The organism is Clostridium sp. AF02-29 (genome assembly GCF_934835585.1).
Classification (GTDB): domain Bacteria; phylum Bacillota; class Clostridia; order Lachnospirales; family Lachnospiraceae; genus Otoolea; species Otoolea fessa.
This window is the reverse complement of sequence record NZ_CAKVZK010000019.1, coordinates 26863-50104: the sequence shown is the minus strand read 5'-3', so window position 1 is coordinate 50104 and position 23242 is coordinate 26863. Positions and strand designations below refer to the sequence as shown.

Genomic DNA, 23242 nt, shown 5'->3' with positions numbered 1-23242 from the left:
GCAAGGGACATCTGGCAATGAAGAGTTTCTCTCTGGTTCCGCATAATGATAACAGCCTTCTGCTTATCAACTCTGGTATGGCTCCGTTAAAGCCATATTTTACGGGTCAGGAGATTCCGCCGAGAACAAGAGTATGTACCTGTCAGAAATGTATTCGTACCGGCGATATCGAGAATATCGGTAAGACTGCCCGTCATGGTACCTTTTTTGAGATGCTTGGCAACTTCTCCTTCGGTGATTATTTCAAAGAGGAAGCGATTCACTGGTCCTGGGAATTTTTAACCGAGGTTGTCGGACTTGATCCGGATCGCCTCTATCCGTCTGTGTTCGAGAGCGATGACGAGGCATTTGATATCTGGAACAAAGAGATGGGTATTCCGGCAGAGCGTATTTTCCGCTTTGGCAGAGAGGATAACTTCTGGGAGCATGGCGCTGGTCCGTGCGGTCCGTGTTCTGAGATTTACTATGACCGCGGTGAGAAATACGGCTGCGGCAAACCGGGATGTACGGTAGGCTGCGAGTGTGACCGTTACATGGAGGTATGGAACAATGTATTCTCCCAGTTTAACAACGACGGTCACGGCAACTACACCGAGCTGGAGCACAAGAACATTGATACCGGAATGGGTCTGGAGCGTCTGGCAGTGATCGTACAGGATGTAGATTCCCTGTTTACGGTTGATACCAACAAAGCTCTGTTAGACCGTGTCTGCGAGCTGGCACATACCGAATATCAGAAAGATCATGAGACCGATATTTCTCTGCGTATTGTAGCGGATCATATCAAGTCCTGCACCTTCATGATTTCCGATGGTATTATGCCATCCAACGAGGGACGCGGATATGTTCTGCGCCGCCTTCTGCGCCGTGCAGCACGCCATGGCAAAAAACTTGGCATCGAGGGTGAGTTCTTAGCAGCTCTGTCCCGCACCGTTATCGACCTTTCCAAGGATGGTTATCCGGAACTGGAAGAGAAGAGCGCGATGATTTTCAAGGTTCTTTCTGAGGAAGAGGATAAGTTCAACAGGACCATTGATCAGGGTCTTGCGATCCTTGCTGATATGGAAGAAGATATGAACAAGAAGGGCGAGAAAGTGCTGTCCGGCGACAACGCATTCAAGCTTTACGATACGTATGGATTCCCGATCGACTTAACCCGTGAGATTCTCGAGGAGAAGAACCTCGGTATCGATGAGGACGGCTTCAACGCAGCGATGAAACGCCAGAAAGAGCAGGCGAGAGCGGCGAGAAAGACGACTAACTATATGGGCGCGGATGTTACGGTATACCAGTCCATCGATCCGGCTATTACAACTGAGTTTATCGGCTATGATCGTCTGACAGCGGAATCCGAGATTTCCGTTCTGACGACTGAGGATGAGATTGTAGAGGCACTGACTGACGGTCAGACTGGTACAATTATCACCAAGGAAACCCCGTTCTACGGAACCATGGGTGGTCAGGAGGGTGACTTCGGTCAGATTACCGCTCCGGACGGCTCTGTGTTTGAAGTAAAGGATACCATTCATTTACAGGGTGGCAAGATCGGTCATGTCGGTGTTGTAGTAAAGGGTATGTTCGAGGTGGGAGAAAAAGTAACCATGTCGGTTGACAAGGAAAACCGTGAACTGACTTCCCGCAACCATTCCGCAACCCATCTGCTTCATAAAGCGCTGCGTACCGTACTTGGTAGCCATGTAGAGCAGGCTGGTTCCCTGGTAACCCGTGACCGTCTGCGTTTCGACTTTACTCATTTCTCTGCGATGACTCCAGAGGAGATAGAGAAGGTTGAAAAGATTGTAAATGATGAGATTGCAGCATCCCTGCCGGTTGTAACCGATGTTATGTCCTTGGATGAGGCAAAGAAGACGGGCGCGATGGCACTGTTTGGCGAGAAGTACGGCGAGAAAGTCCGTGTTGTCAAGATGGGGGATTTCTCCACCGAGCTTTGCGGCGGTACGCACGTATCCAACACAGGCACAATTGCATCCTTCAAGATTCTCTCTGAGGCTGGTATTGCAGCAGGCGTCCGCCGTATCGAGGCGCTGACCTCCACCGGTTTGATGAACCACTACAAAGAGGTAGAGAATGAGCTGCATGAGGCGGCGAAACTGGCAAAGACCACTCCGGCGGCACTGAGCAGCAAGATTGAGTCCATGTTAGAGGAGATCAAGACTCTGCACGCAGAGAATGAGAAGTTAAAAAGTAAGCTGGCGAACGACTCTCTGGGCGATGTTATGAACCAGGTACAGGATGTAAACGGCGTGAAGCTGCTGGCAGTTGAGGTTAAGGATGTAGACATGAACGGTCTGCGTAATCTGGGCGATCAGCTGAAAGAGAAGCTGGGCGACGGCGTTGTCCTGATTGCATCTACTCTGGATGGCAAGGTAAGCCTGATGGCTTCTGTAACTGACGGTGCGATGAAGAAGGGTGCACATGCTGGAAACTTAATCAAAGCAATCGCAGGTCTTGTCGGCGGCGGCGGTGGTGGCCGTCCGAACATGGCACAGGCTGGCGGAAAGAATCCGTCTGGTATTGCAGCAGCCCTTGAAAAAGCGGCAGAAGTAGTAGCAGAGCAAGTAAAATAAAAAAATCATAAAAAAATGTAAAATGTTGTTGACGTATCATTTTTTTATGATATAATCTTTTTAGTGCTAAAAAAATACCCATACAGTTGTATTAATATGCACTTATTACACAACTGGAGGGAGGTTAGGTGTGAGCTATGTCAAATGTAATCGTTAAAGATAACGAGAGTCTGGACAGCGCTTTACGCAGATTCAAAAGAAACTGTGCTAAGGCTGGTATCCAGCAGGAGATTCGGAAAAGAGAGCATTACGAGAAACCGAGCGTTCGTCGTAAAAAGAAATCCGAAGCTGCTAGAAAACGCAAATACAATTAAGTAACGCAAAAGTCCTGGTTTTCATATGAACCAGGACTTTTTTGTGCAATAGGAGAAAAAGAAGAAATGCGATGTGGCGGATGATGGAGTGAGGGGCATGAGAGAGAAGCAGGAAAATGAGAGACGGGGAAAGGGATTGAAACAATATATTGCGGATCGGCGCCTGGCAGCAGTCAGCCTTGTGCTGGGTGTTTTGATGGGGCTGATGATTCTTCTGGGAATCCGTTACAGCCGCAATGAGCTGATTTACCGGACGGCGGGTCAGTTTTTGGGACAGTTGGCGGGCTGGGTGGTGTGTATGACGGTGATGGTCTGGGCGATTTGTGTGGGACTGGATGCTTTGGGGCGTGGCTGGTCTGAGATACGGGATTTTCAGTTCAGAGAATTCCTGCCTGTGAACAGTTACCAGAAACGGACGCAAGCACGGAGGAAGAAAGAATGTGAAGACCAGGGAAGCAGCCGCGATGTGGAAAGCCAGGGATGGGAATCGAAACAGCGCGCAGCGAAAAATTTGGATTTGGGGACATGGCTGAAATGGATGTTTCTCTCCTGGTGCGTCTATCTTCCGGTTTTTCTGGCGGTTTATCCGGGCATTTATTCTTACGATGCGTCCGCGCAGCTCCTTCAGTTTTATGGAAAACTGCCGCTGACAACCCACCATCCATTAATTCACACGCTATATCTGGGACTCTGCATGAAGATTGCGGGGCGTCTGTTCCATACCTATCAGGCAGGGATGGCGCTGTATGCGCTGTCGCAGTCGTTTTTTATGAGTGCGGTATTTTCCCTGTGTCTGTGCCGGATGAAAGCGCGGCGGGCACCGCGATGGCTCTGCGTTGCTTCGTGGGCGTTCTGGATCCTGAATCCGTATCTGACGGTCTTTTCCTTTGTCACGACGAAGGATGTGCTCTTTGGTGCATTTTTCCTGCTGGCATTTGATACGGCATGTTGTCTGGCGGAGGATCCGGAGCATTTTTGGCGGGGGATGTGCCAGAAGAAAGAGGATCTGGATAAAGAAAGAGAGCTGGATAAAGAGAAAAATCCGAACGGAACAGGTTCTCGGAAAGAAGTGGGAAAGACGGGTGATTGGCTGCTCTTTTTTGTGAGTGTGTTTTTCATGTGCCTGTTCCGGAATCAGGGAATCTATGTGTTCCTGTTTTTTGTTTTGGCAGTCTGCCTGTTTTTACGAAAAAAAGTGTATCGCAGAAACTGGTTTATCGGGGCATCTCTGCTGGTGGCAGCCTTATGGTATGTTTTATCCGGTCCGATTCCAACGGCGTTCGGCGTGGGAAAGGGCGATGCGAGGGAGATGCTGTGCGTGCCAATGCAGCAGCTGGCGCGCATATATCATGAAGTCCCGGAGAAATTGGCACCGGAGGAAAAGAAATATATCGAGACGCTGATTGATCCGCAGGCGCTCAGTGAGTATGTTCGTGTCAATGCGGATCCGGTGAAAAGTGGGTTCCATACGGAAGTGATGCAGGCAGATATGGGACGTTTCGTGCGGACCTGGGCGGAAATCGGGAAGCGCCATCCGGATATCTATCTGGATTCATTTCTGATGGGAAACTGGGGGTACTGGTATATAGGAGACAATCAGTACTGGATCAGCTATATTTTATACGACGGGGCGTACCTGGAAGAGGATTTAAATATCCTGCATATCACGCGGAACAGCCATTTTCAGGCGCTTTCGGACTGGCTGAGGGAGGCAACGCTGACACCGGCATTCCAGTCGGTTCCGATGCTGTCGGTGCTTCTAAACCAGGCATTTCCGTTCTGGCTGATGCTGTTTGCGGCAGGATTTGCAGTCTGGAAGTGCCGGGCGTATGAGATCCTTCCGATGATGCTTCTGCTCGGCTGCTGGGGAACGCTTCTGCTGGGACCGGTGGTTTCCCTGCGGTATGCATTGCCGTTGATTTACTGTGTGCCGCGGCTGCTGGAAATGATAGTGGGTTTGACGGGAAAACGGTAAACGGCATAGTTTCTGCTTTCCTACATATATTAGATAATAACAATGAAATAGGCGGTAGGCGCTTGTTTGGCAGACAGAAAAAAGCGATCGTTTCGGCGCTCCATCTGCCGGAGGACGTCGTTCTCGGAGAGATGCTTCTGTATTTTACCGGCAGTCGGGCGGCTGTGGTGGAAAATTACAGGAGCATTCTCTTTTTTTCCGACGAAATGCTGCGGCTGACGGGAAAGAACACCCGGCTTACTATCAAGGGGAAGGGGCTTTCGATTGAGTATTATGACCGCGATAATCTGCGGGTCACGGGGCAGATTGTGTCTGTCGAATTTGGGGTGCTGTGAGGAATGAGTATGGCGAAGGTAAGACACCTTCTACATGGGATAGTGCGGCTTAACATGCGCGGCACCTCCCCGGAGAGATTCCTGAATCTCTGTACACTGGCAGGTTTAAATGTCTGGCAGGTAAAAAAAGAGCAGGAAAATCTGCTGTTTTATATGGAAATCCGCGATTTTAAGCGGTGTGCGCCACTGGCAAGAAAAGCGGGAGTCCGTCTGCATATCGTTGAAAAGTGTGGGCTGCCGGTGTTTCTCTGGCGGAACCGGAAACGGAAAGGGTGGGCGGTCAGCTTCGTCCTTTTTTTTCTGTTATTATTGTTTCTGGCACAATTTGTCTGGGAGATCGACTGGAGCGGAAACCGGCGTTATACCGAAAGTGAGCTGAATCATTACCTCCAGACACTGCAGATTGAAGAGGGAATTCCCAAGAAGCGGATTTCCTGTGCGAGGCTGGAGGAAGAACTGCGGGAGTCATTTGAAGATATCACCTGGGTGTCGGTGCGCCTGCATGGGACGCGCCTTTTCATCCGCCTGCGGGAGAGCGAGGTTCCGGTCCGTCAGGAAGTGGAGTCCGGCGAGACGTGCGATCTGGCGGCGGTATCAGACGCGCGGATCACGTCGGTAGTCGTCCGGAGCGGAATCCCACTTGTGCAGGCGGGAGATACGGTGGAAAAGGGGCAGCTTCTGGTGTCGGGAACGGTGCCGATCACAGATGATGGAGGCGAAGAAATTTCCTCTTACCGGGTGCGGGCGGATGCGGATATATATGGGATCCGGGAGCGGGTCGGGAGAAAGGAGCTTCCGCTCTGGAGGGAAATGCGGACGGAAACGGGAAAGAAACGATACGGAATTGCTTTGGAAGCAGGAACACACACATTTTACTGGAAAATTCCAGAATTTTATGATATGATAGAACATACATTCGATATGGCGGAGCAGTGGGGCTTTTTCAGACGAAGCAGGCGGATGAAACCTGCCTGGACGATCCGGACGGAGTACCGGAAATTGCGGCTCCCGCTTGATTTTTATCTGCCGCTTTCTGTCGGGTGGAGTGAGTACCGGGAGACGTCTGTCTGTGAAAAAAGGTATACAGAACCAGAGCTTGCGGCGCTGTCAGCGGCATTTCAAAAGGAGACGGAAGAAAAATTGATCGAAAAAGGTGTACATATTATGGCAAGTGATGGTAGAATACTAATAAATGGCGGAGTCTGCCATTTTGAGGTACGGCTTCAGACGGAGGAGCCGATTCAAGTTGTGACACAAGGAGAACAGCAAAGGAATGAGCATAATAGAGACAATGATTGATATTCCGATGGAACATGAGCGGAATGTATGCGGACAGTTTGACGCGTATCTGAAAAAGATTGAGCGGACGCTGCACGTGACGATGATCACACGCGACGGCGCGCTGAAAATCATCGGTCCGGAGCAGACGATCCGGCAGGCGAAGAGTGTGTTCAACAATCTGTTAGAGCTTTCCAAGCGCGGCAATACCATTACCGAGCAGAATGTTGATTACGCCCTGTCGCTGTCCTTCACGGAGAAGGACGAACAGATTCTCGAGATCGATAAGGATATCATCTGCCGGACGATCACGGGCAAGCCGGTCAAACCGAAAACGATGGGACAGAAACAGTACGTGGATCTGATCCGCAAGAAGATGATTGTATTTGGCATCGGTCCGGCGGGTACCGGAAAAACGTATCTGGCGATGTCGATGGCGATACAGGCATTTAAGAGTGGCGAGGTAAGCCGGATCATCCTGACGCGTCCGGCGATCGAGGCGGGGGAAAAACTGGGTTTTCTGCCGGGCGATCTGCAGAGCAAGATCGATCCGTACCTGCGTCCGCTTTACGATGCGCTGTATCAGATTATGGGGGCAGAAAGTTACCTGCACAATTCTGAGAAGGGCTTGATTGAGGTGGCGCCGCTTGCGTACATGCGTGGTCGTACCCTGGATAATGCGTTCATCATTCTCGATGAGGCGCAGAATACGACCCCGGCACAGATGAAGATGTTCCTGACACGTATCGGCTTTGGTTCCAAGGTGATCGTGACGGGCGACCAGTCGCAAAAGGATCTGCCTGCCGGAGCTGCGTCCGGACTGGATACGGCGATTCATGTACTCAAGAAAATTGACGATATTGGTTTCTGCTATCTGACCAGCAGCGATGTAGTCCGCCATCCGCTGGTACAGAAGATCGTAGAGGCATACGATGCGTATGAGAAAAAAGATGCGGATGCGTCCCGCGGTTTCCGGAGAAATAGTTCCGGGACGCGTGACCGGAAAGATGGAGGAAGAAAGAACAGATGACAATCCAGATCGAATATGAAGCAGAGCGGGAGTGGGAGATAGATTACCGTCCGATCATCGAGGAGATCGTGGTTGCGGCACTCGATTATGAAAAATGCCCGTATGAGGCAGAGGTCAATGTAGTCCTGACAAATGATGAGGAGATTCATCGTATTAATAAGGAATTCCGAGGAATCGATCGGGCAACCGACGTCCTCTCTTTTCCGATGGGTGATTACGATGTGCCGTCCGATTTTGAACGGTTGGAAGAGCAGTCAGAGGACTATTTTAACCCGGAAACGGGCGAACTTCTTCTGGGCGATATCGTGATCTCGATCGATAAGGTAGACGAGCAGGCGGAGAAATACGGTCATTCTAAGGAGCGCGAACTGGCGTTCCTGGTGGCACACAGTATGCTGCACCTGTGCGGTTACGATCATATGGAAGATGACGAACGCCTTGTGATGGAGAAAAAACAGGAGGAAATCCTGGCTGGCAAAGGGTATACGCGCTAAAAGCAGGGAAAAGAACCGGAGGGAAAGGGGAGAGCTCATTCGGGAAATAAGGCATATGGGGATGTGATGGGGGAAGTACAGAATGAAAAAAAACAGTTGGAAAATAAGGGCACTGGCACTGACTCTGCTGGCAGTCTGCTGGCTGTCAGGCTGTTCGGCTCACAAAAAAATATCGGTAACGGCAGCAGAGACACAGGAGGAGACACGTGAGCTGTCCTTAAATACAGAGACGGAGGCCGAAACGCAGCCGGAAGCAGAGCCGGAGGAACGCTGCGAAAAAGACGGGAAGATACAGAGTTATCTGACCGGGGAATGGACGGATGTCGCAAAGGCGAACCGCCGTCCGCTCGCAATCATGATGAGCAATGACAAGGCGGCGCTTCCGCAGTATGGCATCAACCATGCCGGAGTGGTCTATGAGGCACCGGTAGAAGGCAGCATGAACCGCTATATGGCACTGATAGAGGACTATGACGATCTGGACCGGATCGGTTCCGTCCGGAGCTGCCGCCCATACTATACTTTTTTTGCAAGGGAATTTGAGGCGGTCTATGCACATTATGGGCAGAATACGTTTGCACTTCCGTATCTGGAGCAGATGGAACATTTAGATGGAATCAAAGGCAATGGGGCATCTGCGTATTTCCGGACCAAGGATCGGAAGACCCCGCACAATGCCTACGCGTCGGGACCAAAGCTGCGCCAGGCGATCGAGGCGAGCGGTTATGCGGATGTGTACCCGGAGAGCTATGAGGGGCATTATACTTTTGCGCCGGAGAGTGCGCCGGTGTGCTTTGAGGATGGTATCGCAGCGGCCAAAGTAGTGCCAGGTTATCAGTTAAGCAATCCCTGGTTTGAGTATCACCCGGAGGACGGGCTGTACTACCGGTATCAGTATGGCGGTCCGCATATGGGAGATGAAGGACAGATAGCGGTTAAAAATATTATTTTCCAATACTGTTTGTGGAAATATTATAAACCGACGGAATATCTGGATATTGATGTCCATACACCGGCGACGGGGTATTATTTTACAAATGGACACGGCATTCTGATTCGTTGGGAAAAAGACGGCGCTTACGGCGTCACAAAGTATTACGATATGGACGGTCAGGAAATCAAGCTGAATCCGGGCAAGACCTGGGTCTGCATCCTTCCGAATGACCGTATGGATAAGGCGGAATTCTATGGAGAACAGACGGAGTAGAAGAAAACCCGGAATGCGGGAAGAGACAGAAAGAGAGATAATCAGCCGGCAGCGCACGGCAGGACGTAGAGAAGAAGCGGCCGGAGGCAGCCGGGAAAGTGCGGGCAGAAGCCGTAACCGGTCAGGAAGCAGCCGGAAGCCGGAAGCGGTTCCGGTGAGAAAAGAAAATTTTGTCATTCAGGGTACGATCCTGGCAGCTGCCGGTATCATTGTGCGTCTGATCGGTATTCTGTACCGCGTCCCGATGACGAATATCATCGGCGATGAGGGCATGGGATATTATTCGACGGCATTCAACGTATATAATATCATGCTGATCCTTTCATCGTACAGTCTGCCTCTGGCGGTGTCGAAGATGGTAGCGGCCCGCCTTGCGAAAGGGCAGTACCGCAATATGAACCGTGTTCTGCGGGCGGCGCTTGTCTATGCGACGGTCGTAGGTGGTCTGGCATGCTTTATTACCTGGAATTTTGCAGGCTTTTTTGCAACGACCTTGTTTAATACGCCGTTCTGCGTGTATGCACTCCGCACACTTGCGCCAACGATCTGGATCATGGCGTATCTGGGCGTGCTGCGCGGTTATTTCCAGGGACATGGAACGATGATTCCGACGGCGATCTCCCAGATCCTGGAGCAGGTGATCAACGCGATTATCAGTGTGGTGGCCGCCAGCGTCCTTTTCAAGGTGGGACTGGATACAGCGAAAGTATATGGAAAAGATGGATATGCACAGGCATTTGGCGCGGCAGGCGGTACGATCGGCACAGGAAGCGGCGCGTTTGCAGCCCTGTTATTTGTGCTGGTATTGTTTTTACTCTACCGTCCGACGGCAAAACGGCGGATTGCCAAGGATCGGAGCGGTAGTGTGGATTCCTACCGTCAGATTTCGAGAATCTTCTTCTTTACCGTTATTCCGGTTATCGTAAGCTCGGGTGTTTACAATATTAACTCGGTTATTGACAACGGTATCATGGCGCACGGCATGGAGTCGCTGGGACGCGGCAAAGAGTTTTTAGCCCTCTGGGGTATCTACAACAACAAATATATGCTGCTGGTACATGTCCCGCTTGCGATGGCGAACTCACTGTCCTCGTCGCTGATTCCTTCGCTGTCCGGTGCAATAGCGCGTAAGGACCGAAAGGCGGCGATTGAGAAGACAGCCCTTGCGATCCGGTTTGCTATGCTGATTGCGATTCCGTCGGCGGTGGGGCTGACGGTACTTTCAGCGCCGGTCAATAACCTGTTATTCCGGGGCGGCAACAATGCGGAAGCGATCCGTATGATGATGATTGGCGCTTCAGCCGTTATCTTCCTGTCGCTTTCGACGGTTACCAATGCAATCTTACAGGGACTTAACCGGATGAATGTTCCGGTGCGGAACGCCCTGATTTCGTTGGCATTACACGTGATTGCGCTGTATATTATGCTGATGATCTTCAATATGGGTATCTACAGTATGGTATTTGCAAGTATTTTATTTGCGCTCTTTATGTGCATTTTAAATGCGATCGCGATCCGCAACACACTCGGTTACCGCCAGGAGATGGTCAAGACTTTCCTGCTGCCGGCGATCAGTGCAGCATTTATGGGCGCGGCGGCATATGGCGTGTACCGTGGGGTTACGCTGGTGATCCACAGCAATGTGCTGGGAACGCTGTTGGCGGTGCTTGTAGCGGTCGCGGTATATGGCGTGCTTCTTATCAAGCTGCACTGTATCGAGGAAGATGAGATGTATTCGATGCCGATGGGACGGAAACTCACACGCATCTGCCGGAAGCTGCATCTGATGTAGGGTTAGAAATTTAGCTATGATTAAAATTTAGAAAAAAGTGAATAATAAGGATACACAACAGGAGGTATCCTTATTATGAGAAAATATCAGGGAATACTGTTTGCGGCGCTTTTTTGTTTTGCAATGCTTCTGCTTCTGGCGGCAGGGCTCTGGTGGTACCGTCCACGACGGGCCGAACCGGTACCGGGGCGCGTGTATGAGTCAGAGCGGATGCCGGAGAATAATGCGGTTCTGAACCCGGAACCGGAAGTGGCGGAGAAACAATCCGGCTATTGTCTGACGGCGGAGGATGGGATGCTGCTTATCTTTGACGGAACAAGCGGCGAAGTCTGTTTCCAGACCCATATGCCGCTCTCAGAATTTTCCGTGGAAGAACAGGAAAAACTGCTGGAAGGAGTCTGGTTCGACACAATGACGGATGTGTTTCACTATCTGGAGTCTTTCAGCAGTTAGATGTGATTATAATACAGTCAAAAAACAAAGAATAAAGTCCGCGTATGGACGGTACGAAGCAAACGGTCAGGAAGGGAAATAGGGATGAGTCAGAATAAAGTAATCATAGTGGGAGCGGGAGCAGCCGGAATGACGGCTGCCATTTTTGCTGCCAGGGAGGGCGCGCAGGTGGTTCTGCTGGAACATAAAGACCGGGTCGGCAAGAAGATCCTGTCTACCGGCAATGGACGCTGTAACCTTTCAAACCGTTTGCAGGAGCCGTTCTGCTACCGCAGTGGTCAGCCGGATTTTCCATGGAAGGCGCTTGGGGCGTTTACGCTTCCGATGACACTGGAATATTTTGAGGATCTCGGCGTTTTGACACGGGAACGGGACGGATATCTGTATCCATATTCCGGGCAGGCAAGCGCTGTTTTAGATGCACTCCGTCTGGGACTTGCGCGGGAGTCGGTTCAGGTGGTGACGGAATGTGAAGTTTTCTCGATCACGCCGCGCGAAGATGCGAAACACCGGTTTGAAGTGAAGACGTCCCAGGGGAACTTTTCGGGCGAGACGCTGATTCTGGCGTGCGGCAGCAAGGCGGCACCGGGGACAGGTTCGGATGGAAGCGGATACAAACTGGCGAAACGGCTGGGACACCATATCATCAAGCCGCTTCCGGCACTGGTTCAGCTTCGTTGCCCGGAAAAGTTCTTTAAACAGCTCGCTGGAGTACGCGCGGATGCCTCTGTGATACTCTACAGCGATGGCAGAAAGCTGGCGGAGGACAAGGGCGAGGTGCAGCTTACGGATTATGGTATTTCGGGGATTCCGGTTTTCCAGGTCAGCCGCTTTGCGGCGCGCGCGCTCGATGAGGGACGGGATGTACGGGCGGTACTCAATTTTTATCCGGAATGCCCGGAAACGGAGACACGCCGGATATTAAAAGAGCGGAGTGAGCGCCTGAAAGAACGGCAGGTGGAGGACTTTTTTTCCGGCTGGATACATAAAAAACTGGCAGCTCTGTTTTTAAAACAGGCAGGAATCCGGCCAGATCGGACGGTTGGCAGCCTGACAGAGACACAGATTCAGACGCTGGGGGATCTGCTCTGCCGGTTTGAGGTCAGCGTGAACGGTACAAATTCCTTTGAACAGGCACAGATCTGCTGCGGCGGCGTCGATGTGCGGGAGGTTGACGCACAGACGATGGAATCGAAGAAGGTAAAAGGGTTATATTTTGCCGGGGAGATTCTGGATGTCGATGGCATCTGCGGCGGTTATAATCTCCAGTGGGCGTGGAGCAGCGGCGCAGCAGCTGGAAAATGTGCTGGAAGGGAGTCAGATAAATGATACGAGTAAATCAGGTAAAACTGCCGGTCAGCCACAGTGAGGCGGATCTTCGCAAGAAAACTGCCAAAATGATGGGAGTATCGGCAGATCAGATACAGTCGGTGGAGCTGGTGCGCCAGTCTCTGGATGCGCGCAAAAAGCCAGATCTGTACTATTTATATGCATTAGATGTTGCAGTGGCAGGGAAAGAGGCGGCGATTGTCAAACGTGCGCGCAGTGTAAATGTGCAGATCCGAAAGGAAGAGGCGTACCGCCTGCCCGATCCGGGAATAGAGCCGCTTCGGGAACGACCGGTAATCGTGGGCTTTGGTCCGGCAGGTATGTTTTGTGGTCTGATGTTGGCGCGTGCCGGATATCGCCCGCTTATTCTGGAACGGGGGCTGGATGCGGACAGCCGTGCAAAGGCGGTTGCACGCTATTGGACAGATGGAACGCTGGATCCGGAGTGCAATGTGCAGTTCGGCGAGGGCGGTGCCGGTACGTTTTCAGATGGAAAGCTGAATACGCTGGTCAAGGATCCATCTGGGCGGAATAAGGAAGTGCTGAAAATCTTGGCGCAGGCGGGCGCGGATCCGACGATTACCTATGTGAACAAGCCGCACGTCGGAACGGATGTTCTGCGGACGGTGGTAAAGAATATTCGAAGTGAGATAGAGAGTCTGGGCGGTGAGGTACGGTTTGGCTGCCGTCTGGAGGACTTTGAGACACAGAATGGTCATTTGTGTTCCATCCGCGTCAGTGCCCGTAAAGGCACGTCGGAGGCAGGACGGACGGTGGAGGAGATTCCGGCATCGGCACTGGTGCTGGCGATCGGGCATAGCGCCCGCGATACCTTTGCGATGCTGGCAGAGAAACCGCTCGACATGCAGGCAAAGGCATTTGCGGTGGGACTGCGGATCCAGCACCCACAGACGCAGATCAACTTAAGCCAGTACGGACGGGAAGAAGCCGGGAATCTGGGGGCTGCCAGCTATAAGCTGACGGCACAGACCTCCGGAGGCAGGGGCGTGTATTCTTTCTGTATGTGTCCGGGCGGCTTTGTTGTGGATGCATCCTCAGAGCCGGGACGGCTGGCAATCAACGGCATGAGCAACCATGATCGTGCCGGTGCAAACGCAAACAGCGCTCTGATTGTGACCGTTACACCGGAGGATTTTCCACAGCCGGGCACACTTGGCGGCGTGATGTTCCAGCGTCAGCTGGAGGAAGCGGCATACCGCTGCGGCGGCGGAAAAATCCCGGTACAGCTTTATGGAGATTTCCGGGAAAACCGGATTTCAACGGGATTTGGATCAGTGACACCACAGTTTGAAGGACAGTTTGCATTTGGAAATCTGCGGGAGGTGCTGCCGGAAGTGCTTTCGGCAGCGATGTTAGAGGGAATGGAACATTTTGGACATGTGATTCATGGCTTTGACCGCGAGGATGCGGTTTTTGCCGGAGTAGAGAGTCGGACCTCCTCGCCGCTGCGGATTCCGCGTGACCACGCGACGATGGAGAGCAGCACGATCGCGGGCATCTACCCATGCGGCGAAGGCGCTGGATATGCGGGCGGCATTACCTCGGCAGCGATGGATGGGATGAAGACGGCAGAGGCAATTATCGCGAAGTATGCTATCCCCAAAATTAAAACAAGCATTATAAGAGGAGAAATGATAGATGAAACAGGAAAGAATTGACCGTATTAATACGTTATATCATAAGAGCCAGGCAGTTGGATTGACCGAAGAAGAGAAAAAAGAGCAGGCAGCGCTTCGGAAGGAGTATATTGAGTCAATCCGTGGAAATATGCGAGGACAGTTAAATTCGATACTGATTAAAGAGAAAGACGGTTCTATTACGGATCTGGGTAAGAAATACGGCGGCGTTACGGATACGAAGAATTAATTGAAGGGTAGAAGAGATGGTTATTCATTCATCTGGATCGCAGATATCAAAACAGGAGATTCGCGCATATGTCCTTCAAAAACGCCGGACTCTGCTGCCAGAAGAAAAACAACGATGGGATGAGGCGTTGTTAGAACGTCTCCACCCCCTCTTTCCATCAGCCGGGACGGCAGTGTATGCCTATACGAGTGTGCGCGGTGAGGCAAGTACGGAATATTTGATTGACGAGCTGTTAAAGCGCGGCTGCCGGGTAGCACTGCCGCGGGTGTTTGGGCGTGAGATGCGTTTTTTCTATGTCACAGATCGGTGCCAGCTTGTGACGGGGGCATATGGCATCCCGGAACCGGCGGACGGATGTCAGGAGGCAGATTCGCCGAAAGCGCTGGTGATCACGCCTGGCGTGGGGTTTTCCAAGGACGGAAACCGTATCGGTTATGGGGCGGGGTATTATGACCGCTTTTTTGCGGCAGAACCGGACCATATGGCGGTGGGACTCTGCTATGGATTCCAGTTGTTTCCGGCATTTGAAACCGAAAAGCACGATAAAAAAATGGCATATATTGTGACACCGGAGCAGACAATTAAAGTTTTGTAATGTCTGGCGCACTCGCGCGAAGCAGAAACATGTCGCAAGCGACCACGCTCGGCGCGAGGATATGCCAAGGCACATTCTTTTTTAAAACCGAAAATGCATGCGGGAACAGAGCGGCCGTGTGGTAAACTCTGTTTTTGCTTCCAGATACATGAACCGGAATATTTTGTAAGAAACTGGAAAGGATTCTGGCAGGAATGGGACTTGCGAAAATGAGCGCCATATAGTAATATTATCTAATGTATGAAATATTAGGATTATTAGGATAATGAAAGAATAGTAAGGAGCAATACAATTTATGGATTTACATACAAACGATTCGTCCGAATCCGCAGCAGGCGTGTTTGTGTCTGACAAATGTCAGATTCCGGTGGGCGGTATACCGCAGCAGGAACCGGATCGCCAGCAGTATTATATGGCACTCTGCCGCCAGAAGGTACAGGAGATTTCGGACAAACTGGGGCGTCCGCTGACCTGCTTTATCTCGACGTTTGGATGTCAGATGAATGCACACGATTCAGAAAAGCTTCTCGGTATTCTGCTGGAAGCAGGATTTGTGGAAGGAACCAGTGAGGAATCGGATTTCGTCCTCTACAATACATGTACAGTCCGTGAAAATGCGAACCTACGCGTGTATGGACGTTTAGGGTATCTTCACAGCCTCAAGAAAAAGAATCCGCACATGATGATCGCACTTTGCGGCTGCATGATGCAGGAGCCGGAGGTTGTAGAGAAATTAAAGAAGAGCTACCGCTTTGTGGACTTGATTTTCGGCACGCACAATGTATATAAGCTGGCAGAGCTGCTGGAACAGCGCTTTGAGACGGGGAAGATGGTCATCGATATCTGGAAAGGAACTGATAAGATCGTCGAGGATCTGCCGTCGGAGCGCAAATATACATTTAAGTCTGGCGTTAATATCATGTTTGGCTGCAACAATTTCTGCAGCTATTGCATCGTCCCGTATGTGCGCGGACGCGAGCGCAGCCGTGCGCCGGAGGACATCATCCGTGAGATTGAAGAGCTGGTTAAGAACGGCGTCGTGGAGATCATGCTGTTAGGGCAGAATGTCAATTCCTACGGAAAGAACCTGGAATCTCCAATTACCTTTGCAGAACTTCTGCGCCGGGTAGAGCGGATTGAGGGGCTTAAACGGATCCGTTTCATGACCTCCCATCCGAAGGATCTGTCGGATGAGCTGATCGAAGTGATGGCATCTTCCAAGAAGATCTGCCGCCATCTGCATCTGCCGCTTCAGTCGGGCAGCAGCGAGATCCTAAAGAAGATGAACCGCCATTACACGAAGGAGCAGTATCTGGAACTGGCAGAGCGCATCCGCAAGGCGGTACCGGATATTTCCCTGACGACGGATATCATCGTTGGATTTCCGGGAGAGACGGAGGAAGATTTCGAGGAGACACTGGAGGTTGTGCGGAAAGTCCGCTACGACAGCGCATTTACCTTTATTTATTCGAAGCGCACCGGAACTCCGGCGGCAGCGATGGAAAATCAGGTTCCAGAAGAAGTTGTCAAAGAACGTTTCGACCGTCTGCTCGCAGAGGTACAGGCGATTTCCGCACAGGTCTGTGGACGAGATGTCCATACGGTTCAGGAGGTTCTGGTGGAGGAACCGGACAGTCACGTGGAGGGACTGGTAACCGGCCGTATGTCCAATAACACAATCGTTCATTTCCCAGGTGGAAAAGAGCTGATTGGTAAAATTGTTAAAGTATATCTGGAGGAATCCAAGGGATTTTACTATATGGGATCCCTAGTAGATTAAGGAGGATAAATTTATGAAAAAGCATTATAAAGGATTGACGGTTCTGCTGTCAGCCTGCATGCTGGCAGGAAGTGCTTCTGTCGCATATGCAGGACCGGCAGATGACATTGCAAACGGTACAGTCGGTATGCCAAACGCCGGTTCGTCAACATCGGCAGAGCAGTTCAACCAGGGAACCGGGCAGCAAGATGAGAACACGGCACTTCATGTCGGCGTTAATTATCTGTATAATGCGGAAGGCGATATTTCTGCATTTGCGATGGATTTGAAAAACTTTGAGGGGATCGGCGGCGTGTCCTACCGTGCATATACCAACACAGGCGGTTATCTGTGGTGGTACCATGACGGCATCCAGACCGGTGTGGTTGGTTCTGGAAGCTGGGTAGAGGCGATCCAGATTCAGCTTTCCGGTCAGGCTGAGAAGATGTACGATGTTTACTATAGCGTTACATCCAGCGGTCAGGGCAAGATGGGATATGCGAAGAATGGCGAGGTGGCTGGTACCGTGGATATCGGCGAGAAGATCCTTTCTATTGAAGTCGTATTAGTTCCGAAGGGAAGCGCAGGTCCGCAGAGTGCAGCACCGCGCTACAAATCAGCTGCTTCCAGCAGACTGAGCGTAGCAGAAAATGCAACGGTTATGTTCAATGAGGACGGAAGCGTATATAACGGCTGGCTTTCCGATGACTTTGTACGTTATTATTTTGAAAATGGCTACGCAAAGACCGGCTGGCAGTATATCGATGGTTACAAGTTCTACTTTGACTCCTGCGGTCGTCTGGTTCAGGACGTAGACAGCCTGATTGGCAAGCAGTCCGATTATCTCCTGAAGGTAAATAAGACACTGAACTGCCTGACGGTTTATGCAAAAGACGGCAATAACGGATATATTATTCCGGTGAAAGCGATGCTGACCTCCGTCGGTGATGATACGCCGATTGGAACTTTCAAGACACCGGAGAAATATCGCTGGAGACTGATGGTAAATGATACTTACACCCAGTATGCAACCCGTATCACACAGGGATTCCTGTTCCATTCGATTACATACGCAACCCCGAATGAGAATAACCTTCTGACCGTCGGCTATAATGGTCTGGGTGTTTCCCGTTCTTTAGGCTGTGTACGCCTGAACTGTAGAAACTCCAAGTGGGTATATGATAACTGCCATTTGGGAACGACTGTACAGGTATACGAGGATGCCAATGTAGCATCTCCATTTGATAAGCCGGAGCTGGTACCGATCTCCGATCAGCAGACCTGGGATCCGACGGATCCGAAATTCAACTAAAATAAAACGACAGCGGTCTGTCCGGTCTGGCATTCAGATGAGTGAAGTGCCGGAAAACGGGCGGATCGCGATGAAGAGAGGTAAATTGTGGCACTTTCACCAATGATGACTCATTATCTGGAGACGAAAAAACAGTATCCGGACTGTATTCTGTTTTATCGTCTTGGCGATTTCTATGAGATGTTTTTTGAGGATGCCCAGACTGTTTCGAAAGAACTGGAACTTACCCTGACTGGAAAAGACTGCGGACTGGAGGAACGCGCGCCTATGTGCGGCGTTCCTTATCATGCCGTAGAGGGTTATTTGAGCCGTCTCGTCCAGAAGGGCTATAAGGTCGCCATCGCAGAGCAGATGGAGGATCCGAAACAGGCAAAGGGACTTGTGAAGCGGGAGGTAATCCGGGTGGTGACGCCGGGAACCCTGACAAATTCACAGGTTCTGGAGGAATCAAAAAACAATTACCTGATGGGAATTGTATACATAGACGGTGTATTCGGCGTTTCGACGGTTGATGTCAGCACGGGCGACTATCTTGTGACGGAGGTTCGCAACGAGCGCAGTCTGTTAGATGAAATTTATAAATTTTCGCCGTCGGAGCTTATCTGCAACGAGGCTTTTTACATGTCAGGAATCGATTTAGAGGACTTGAAAGTACGGTTAAATGCCGTGATCTCAGCACTTGAAAATCGGTTCTTTTCTGATGATTCCTGCCGGAGAATCCTGCGGGAACATTTTCATGTAGAGCACCTGGAAGCGTTGGGACTGGCGGACTATGAGACGGGCGCGATCGCGGCGGGCGCTGTCCTGCAGTATCTGTATGAGACGCAGAAAAATACGCTGGAACACCTGACGCGCCTGACTGTCTATACGACCGGACAGTTTATGATGCTGGATACGTCCACGCGCCGGAACCTGGAGCTTACTGAGACGCTCCGGGAAAAGCAGAAGCGAGGCACACTTCTCTGGGTGCTTGATAAGACGAAAACGGCGATGGGCGCCCGTATGCTGCGGACACTTGTGGAGCAGCCGCTCATCAGCCGGGAGGAGATCCTGCGCCGCCAGAATGCGATCGAAGAGCTGAACATGAACTATATCAGCCGCGAGGAGCTGTGCGAATATCTGAATCCGATCTACGATCTCGAACGTCTGATCGGACGCATCAGTTACCGGACGGCAAATCCGCGCGATCTCATCGCGTTTGGCAATTCACTGGCGATGCTTCCGTATATCAAACAGATTTTGAAGGAGTTTTCAGGCGAGCTGCTTAAAAACCTGGAAGCCGCTCTGGATCCGCTGGCAGATTTGAAGGAACTGATTGACAAGGCGATCGTGGAAGAGCCGCCGATCACGGTGCGCGAGGGCGGCATCATCAAGGAAGGCTACCATGAGGAGGCAGACCGTCTGCGTCATGCAAAGACAGAAGGAAAAGACTGGCTGGCACAGTTAGAGCAGAGCGAGCGCGAAAAGACAGGCATCAAAAATCTGAAAGTCAAGTTCAATAAGGTATTTGGCTACTATTTTGAGGTGACGAATTCCTTTAAGGATCTGGTGCCGGATTATTTCATCCGTAAACAGACCCTGACAAACGCAGAGCGCTATACGACCGACCGGCTGAAAGAGCTGGAAGATATCATTCTCGGCGCCGAGGACAAGCTGGTTTCTCTGGAATATGATCTGTTCTGCCAGGTGCGCGACCAGATCGCGGGCGAGGTAAACCGGATTCAGAGTACCGCCCGTGCGATCGCGATGACGGATGTGCTGGCGTCTCTGTCGGTGGTGGCGACGCGTTACAATTACGTGAAACCTCATATCAACGAAAAGGGCATCATCCGCATCAAAAACGGACGTCATCCGGTCGTAGAGCGCATGATGGGCGGCGAGATGTTTGTCGCCAATGACACATATTTAGACAACGGAAAGAACCGGATTTCGATCATTACCGGTCCGAACATGGCTGGTAAATCGACTTATATGCGTCAGACGGCGCTGATCACGCTGATGGCGCAGATCGGAAGCTTCGTCCCGGCGGATGAGGCGGATATCGGTCTCTGCGACCGTATTTTTACCCGTGTGGGCGCCTCGGATGATCTGGCATCCGGTCAGAGTACCTTCATGGTGGAGATGACCGAGGTTGCGAATATCCTGCGGAATGCGACGAAAAACAGCCTTCTGATTCTCGATGAGATCGGGCGCGGTACGAGTACCTTCGACGGCCTTTCGATCGCCTGGGCGGTTGTGGAGTATATTAGTAATACGAAGATTCTGGGTGCTAAGACGCTGTTTGCGACACATTACCATGAACTGACAGAGCTGGAAGGAACCTTAAGCGGCGTCAACAACTACTGTATCGCGGTCAAGGAACAGGGCGACGATATCGTCTTCCTGCGTAAAATCGTGAAGGGTGGCGCCGATAAGAGCTACGGCATCCAGGTGGCGAAGCTTGCAGGCGTTCCGGCTCCGGTCATCGATCGGGCAAAAGAACTGGTGGAAGAGTTGAGCGATGCCGACATTACAGCGCGTGCGAAGGAGATTGCAGAAAATGGTCCGGGAACCCAGACGCGCAAAAAGGTGGCAAAACCGGACGAGGTAGATCTGCAGCAGATGTCGATCTTTGACACGGTCAATGAGGACGATATCATCAAGGAGATCATGGAACTGGAAGTAAACCGTATGTCTCCGCTGGATGCGCTCAATACATTAGATAAGCTGCAGGCGAAGCTGAAAAACCGGTGGATGCACCAGTAAAAAGAGTTTAGGAAGGATGTGGAGGAGATAGATGGCTGCGATTCAGGTCTTGGATTCCAATACAATCAATCAGATTGCAGCCGGCGAGGTCATTGAACGGCCGGCGTCGGTTGTCAAGGAGCTTTTGGAGAATGCGATCGATTCGAAGGCGACGGCGATCACGGTGGAGATTCAGGGCGGCGGTCTGCAGACGATCCGGGTGACGGATAACGGAAGCGGCATTGTGCGCGAGGAGATCCCACTGGCATTTAAGCGCCATGCGACCAGCAAGATCCGGACGGCGTCGGATTTGTTTCAGGTGGCATCGTTAGGGTTCCGCGGCGAGGCGCTGGCGTCGATCGCGTCGGTGGCGAAGGTGGAACTGATCACGAAAACAAACGATTCGATCAGCGGTTCCCGTTACCGCATCGAGGGCGGCGAGGAACTGGGACTGGAGGAGGTCGGTGCGCCGGAAGGTACGACCTTTATCGCCAGAGATCTGTTCTACAATACACCGGTACGCCGGAAGTTTTTAAAGACGCCGGCGACAGAAGGATCCCATGTGGCAGATTTAGTCGAAAAGATTGCCCTGTCGCATCCGGAAATCTCCATCCGTTTCATCAATAACAACCAGAGCCGTCTCCATACCTCTGGAAATCATAACTTAAAAGATATAATTTATGCGGTCTTTGGACGTGAGATCACGGCAAACCTGATTGAGGTGGATGCCGGAGCTGATCCGATCCGGGTAGGCGGCTTTATCGGTAAGCCGCTGATCGCGCGCGGCAACCGCACGTATGAAAATTATTTCATCAACGGACGCTATATCAAGAGCAGTATCATCGGAAAGGCGATCGAGGACGCATATAAACCATTCATGATGCAACACAAGTATCCATTTACGATGCTGCAATTTACGATCGATCCGTCGTATATTGACGTCAACGTCCATCCGGCGAAGATGGAGATCCGTTTCAGGGACGGCGAACAGATCTACCGGACGGTCTACCATACGATCGCGATGGCACTCGCTAACCGGGAACTGATTCCGGCGGTTTCGCTGGAGAATGAGAAGAATGCAGAGAAAGAGCTGAAGATTCCGGGGCTGGAAAAGGGAGTGCTGCCGGAGCTTCCAACCAGAAAGATGGAAAGCAGCCAGGGCAGCCGTCCGTCCTTAAAACCAGTCCGTATCCGTGAGGAACATCCGGAACCGTTTGAGACGAAACGTCTGGGGGCGTCGCAGGCAGAAATGATGTCGGTCTCGGAAGATATGCCGGGATATGGGGTTGAAAACGGCAGCGGATCAAATGCGGCTGTGTCAGAAACGGGGCGGTTCGATGAAGGGTTTGGAAGAACCGACACAACCGGCAGAGTTGAAAATGTTTCAATTAATACAGAGTCAGATCTGCCAGAGCCGGCCACGTCAGCGCCTTCCAGCGAATCCATCTCAGCTTCAGCGGGGCAAACTGCATCTCCTGCATCTGTTTCAACGGGATCGACCCAGTCCGCCCCATCTGAAAAGCCCCGTCAGATGGATCTGTTTGAAGATAAACTCCTGACCAAACCGGCGCGTGCGAACCACCGCCTGATTGGACAGCTGTTTGACACATACTGGCTGGTGGAGTATCATGATAATCTGTACATCATTGATCAGCATGCGGCGCATGAGAAAATCCTCTATGAGCGGACGATGGCATCCCTTCAAAAGAGGGAGTACACCTCCCAGATGATCGATCCGCCGATCATTTTGAGTCTCAACAGTAGTGAGCAGCTCAAATTAGAGCAGTATATGGAACATTTTACCTCGATCGGATTTGAGATTGAGCCGTTTGGCGGCAAGGAGTACGCGGTGCGTGCCGTTCCGGCGAACCTCTTTTCCGTCGCAAAACGCGAGCTTCTGATGGAGATGATCGACGATCTGGCGGAGGGCAATGGAAGCGGAACCCCGGATCTCATCAATGAGCGTGTGGCGACGATGTCGTGTAAGGCGGCGGTCAAGGGCAATCACACATTATCATTTGCCGAAGCGGACAAGCTGATCGATGAGCTTCTGGAACTCAAAAATCCGTATGCGTGCCCACATGGACGCCCAACGATCATATCGATGAGCAAATATGAGTTGGAGAAGAAATTCAAACGGATTGTATAACCCATTAAAAGGAGAGAAAGT

General features: G+C 51.4%; 18 protein-coding genes. All 18 read left to right on the top strand.

The annotated features are described in order from the left end of the window. The coding region (gene alaS, locus PUQ60_RS06570; protein ID WP_273482881.1) for an alanine--tRNA ligase at positions 1–2588 on the top strand (2588 nt) is incomplete at its 5' end. Between the two features lie 137 nt (positions 2589–2725). Beyond that, on the top strand, positions 2726–2902 hold the full coding sequence (gene rpsU, locus PUQ60_RS06565; protein WP_003504099.1) for a 30S ribosomal protein S21: 177 nt from the start codon (positions 2726–2728) through the stop codon (positions 2900–2902). Between the two features lie 97 nt (positions 2903–2999). Beyond that, positions 3000–4877 carry a DUF6020 family protein gene (locus PUQ60_RS06560; protein WP_273380731.1) on the top strand — a complete coding sequence of 626 codons (1878 nt, stop codon included), beginning with the start codon at positions 3000–3002 and terminating at the stop codon, positions 4875–4877. A gap of 62 nt (positions 4878–4939) precedes the next feature. After that, a complete protein-coding gene (locus PUQ60_RS06555) occupies positions 4940–5212 on the top strand; it encodes a YabP/YqfC family sporulation protein (RefSeq protein WP_118293687.1) in 273 nt (90 codons plus the stop codon). A gap of 9 nt (positions 5213–5221) precedes the next feature. Next, positions 5222–6511 carry a sporulation protein YqfD gene (locus PUQ60_RS06550; protein WP_273380729.1) on the top strand — a complete coding sequence of 430 codons (1290 nt, stop codon included), beginning with the start codon at positions 5222–5224 and terminating at the stop codon, positions 6509–6511. Next, positions 6486–7520: a PhoH family protein gene (locus PUQ60_RS06545; protein WP_273393642.1), complete on the top strand. Its 1035-nt coding sequence runs from the start codon at positions 6486–6488 to the stop codon at positions 7518–7520. The genes PUQ60_RS06550 and PUQ60_RS06545 overlap by 26 nt, the downstream gene beginning before the upstream one ends. After that, positions 7517–8014 carry an rRNA maturation RNase YbeY gene (ybeY, locus tag PUQ60_RS06540; RefSeq protein WP_022359625.1) on the top strand — a complete coding sequence of 166 codons (498 nt, stop codon included), beginning with the start codon at positions 7517–7519 and terminating at the stop codon, positions 8012–8014. Before PUQ60_RS06545 ends, ybeY begins: the two co-directional genes overlap by 4 nt. Before the next feature lie 82 nt (positions 8015–8096). After that, positions 8097–9221 (top strand): DUF3048 domain-containing protein, encoded by a 1125-nt coding sequence (locus PUQ60_RS06535; RefSeq protein ID WP_273379985.1) that lies wholly within the window; start codon positions 8097–8099, stop codon positions 9219–9221. Then, on the top strand, positions 9202–11013 hold the full coding sequence (locus PUQ60_RS06530; protein ID WP_273400990.1) for a polysaccharide biosynthesis protein: 1812 nt from the start codon (positions 9202–9204) through the stop codon (positions 11011–11013). The genes PUQ60_RS06535 and PUQ60_RS06530 overlap by 20 nt, the downstream gene beginning before the upstream one ends. 75 nt (positions 11014–11088) lie before the next feature. Beyond that, positions 11089–11466: a hypothetical protein gene (locus tag PUQ60_RS06525; protein WP_106999838.1), complete on the top strand. Its 378-nt coding sequence runs from the start codon at positions 11089–11091 to the stop codon at positions 11464–11466. An 84-nt stretch (positions 11467–11550) separates the two neighbouring features. Continuing rightward, on the top strand, positions 11551–12795 hold the full coding sequence (locus tag PUQ60_RS06520; RefSeq protein WP_273379990.1) for an NAD(P)/FAD-dependent oxidoreductase: 1245 nt from the start codon (positions 11551–11553) through the stop codon (positions 12793–12795). Next, entirely contained in the window at positions 12792–14474 is a 1683-nt protein-coding gene (locus tag PUQ60_RS06515) for an FAD-dependent protein (RefSeq protein ID WP_273379992.1), read from the top strand. Before PUQ60_RS06520 ends, PUQ60_RS06515 begins: the two co-directional genes overlap by 4 nt. After that, positions 14455–14682 carry a DUF896 domain-containing protein gene (locus tag PUQ60_RS06510; protein WP_022359502.1) on the top strand — a complete coding sequence of 76 codons (228 nt, stop codon included), beginning with the start codon at positions 14455–14457 and terminating at the stop codon, positions 14680–14682. The genes PUQ60_RS06515 and PUQ60_RS06510 overlap by 20 nt, the downstream gene beginning before the upstream one ends. Before the next feature lie 16 nt (positions 14683–14698). Then, entirely contained in the window at positions 14699–15277 is a 579-nt protein-coding gene (locus PUQ60_RS06505; RefSeq protein WP_273379994.1) for a 5-formyltetrahydrofolate cyclo-ligase, read from the top strand. A gap of 412 nt (positions 15278–15689) precedes the next feature. Then, positions 15690–17057 (top strand): tRNA (N6-isopentenyl adenosine(37)-C2)-methylthiotransferase MiaB, encoded by a 1368-nt coding sequence (gene miaB, locus PUQ60_RS06500; RefSeq protein WP_294337058.1) that lies wholly within the window; start codon positions 15690–15692, stop codon positions 17055–17057. Between the two features lie 13 nt (positions 17058–17070). Continuing rightward, positions 17071–18348, top strand: a complete 1278-nt coding sequence (locus PUQ60_RS06495) for a L,D-transpeptidase family protein (RefSeq protein ID WP_273379997.1) — start codon at positions 17071–17073, stop codon at positions 18346–18348. Between the two features lie 102 nt (positions 18349–18450). After that, positions 18451–21093, top strand: coding sequence for a DNA mismatch repair protein MutS (gene mutS, locus PUQ60_RS06490; protein ID WP_106999844.1), 2643 nt, complete (start codon positions 18451–18453; stop codon positions 21091–21093). Positions 21094–21124: 31 nt separating this feature from the next. After that, the gene (gene mutL, locus PUQ60_RS06485; RefSeq protein ID WP_273379999.1) at positions 21125–23221 is read left to right on the top strand and encodes a DNA mismatch repair endonuclease MutL; all 2097 of its coding nucleotides are present in this window, start codon (positions 21125–21127) and stop codon (positions 23219–23221) included. Positions 23222–23242 lie beyond the last annotated feature (21 nt).

Bases quoted from the DNA above. Each gene is read 5' to 3' on its own strand.
- rpsU (WP_003504099.1), top strand. From the start codon at position 2,726: ATGTCAAATGTAATCGTTAAAGATAACGAGAGTCTGGACAGCGCTTTA.
- PUQ60_RS06560 (WP_273380731.1), top strand. From the start codon at position 3,000: ATGAGAGAGAAGCAGGAAAATGAGAGACGGGGAAAGGGATTGAAACAA.
- PUQ60_RS06550 (WP_273380729.1), top strand. From the start codon at position 5,222: ATGGCGAAGGTAAGACACCTTCTACATGGGATAGTGCGGCTTAACATG.
- PUQ60_RS06545 (WP_273393642.1), top strand. From the start codon at position 6,486: ATGAGCATAATAGAGACAATGATTGATATTCCGATGGAACATGAGCGG.
- ybeY (WP_022359625.1), top strand. From the start codon at position 7,517: ATGACAATCCAGATCGAATATGAAGCAGAGCGGGAGTGGGAGATAGAT.
- PUQ60_RS06535 (WP_273379985.1), top strand. From the start codon at position 8,097: ATGAAAAAAAACAGTTGGAAAATAAGGGCACTGGCACTGACTCTGCTG.
- PUQ60_RS06530 (WP_273400990.1), top strand. From the start codon at position 9,202: ATGGAGAACAGACGGAGTAGAAGAAAACCCGGAATGCGGGAAGAGACA.
- PUQ60_RS06525 (WP_106999838.1), top strand. From the start codon at position 11,089: ATGAGAAAATATCAGGGAATACTGTTTGCGGCGCTTTTTTGTTTTGCA.
- PUQ60_RS06520 (WP_273379990.1), top strand. From the start codon at position 11,551: ATGAGTCAGAATAAAGTAATCATAGTGGGAGCGGGAGCAGCCGGAATG.
- PUQ60_RS06515 (WP_273379992.1), top strand. From the start codon at position 12,792: ATGATACGAGTAAATCAGGTAAAACTGCCGGTCAGCCACAGTGAGGCG.
- PUQ60_RS06510 (WP_022359502.1), top strand. From the start codon at position 14,455: ATGAAACAGGAAAGAATTGACCGTATTAATACGTTATATCATAAGAGC.
- PUQ60_RS06505 (WP_273379994.1), top strand. From the start codon at position 14,699: ATGGTTATTCATTCATCTGGATCGCAGATATCAAAACAGGAGATTCGC.
- miaB (WP_294337058.1), top strand. From the start codon at position 15,690: ATGGCACTCTGCCGCCAGAAGGTACAGGAGATTTCGGACAAACTGGGG.
- PUQ60_RS06495 (WP_273379997.1), top strand. From the start codon at position 17,071: ATGAAAAAGCATTATAAAGGATTGACGGTTCTGCTGTCAGCCTGCATG.
- mutS (WP_106999844.1), top strand. From the start codon at position 18,451: ATGATGACTCATTATCTGGAGACGAAAAAACAGTATCCGGACTGTATT.
- mutL (WP_273379999.1), top strand. From the start codon at position 21,125: ATGGCTGCGATTCAGGTCTTGGATTCCAATACAATCAATCAGATTGCA.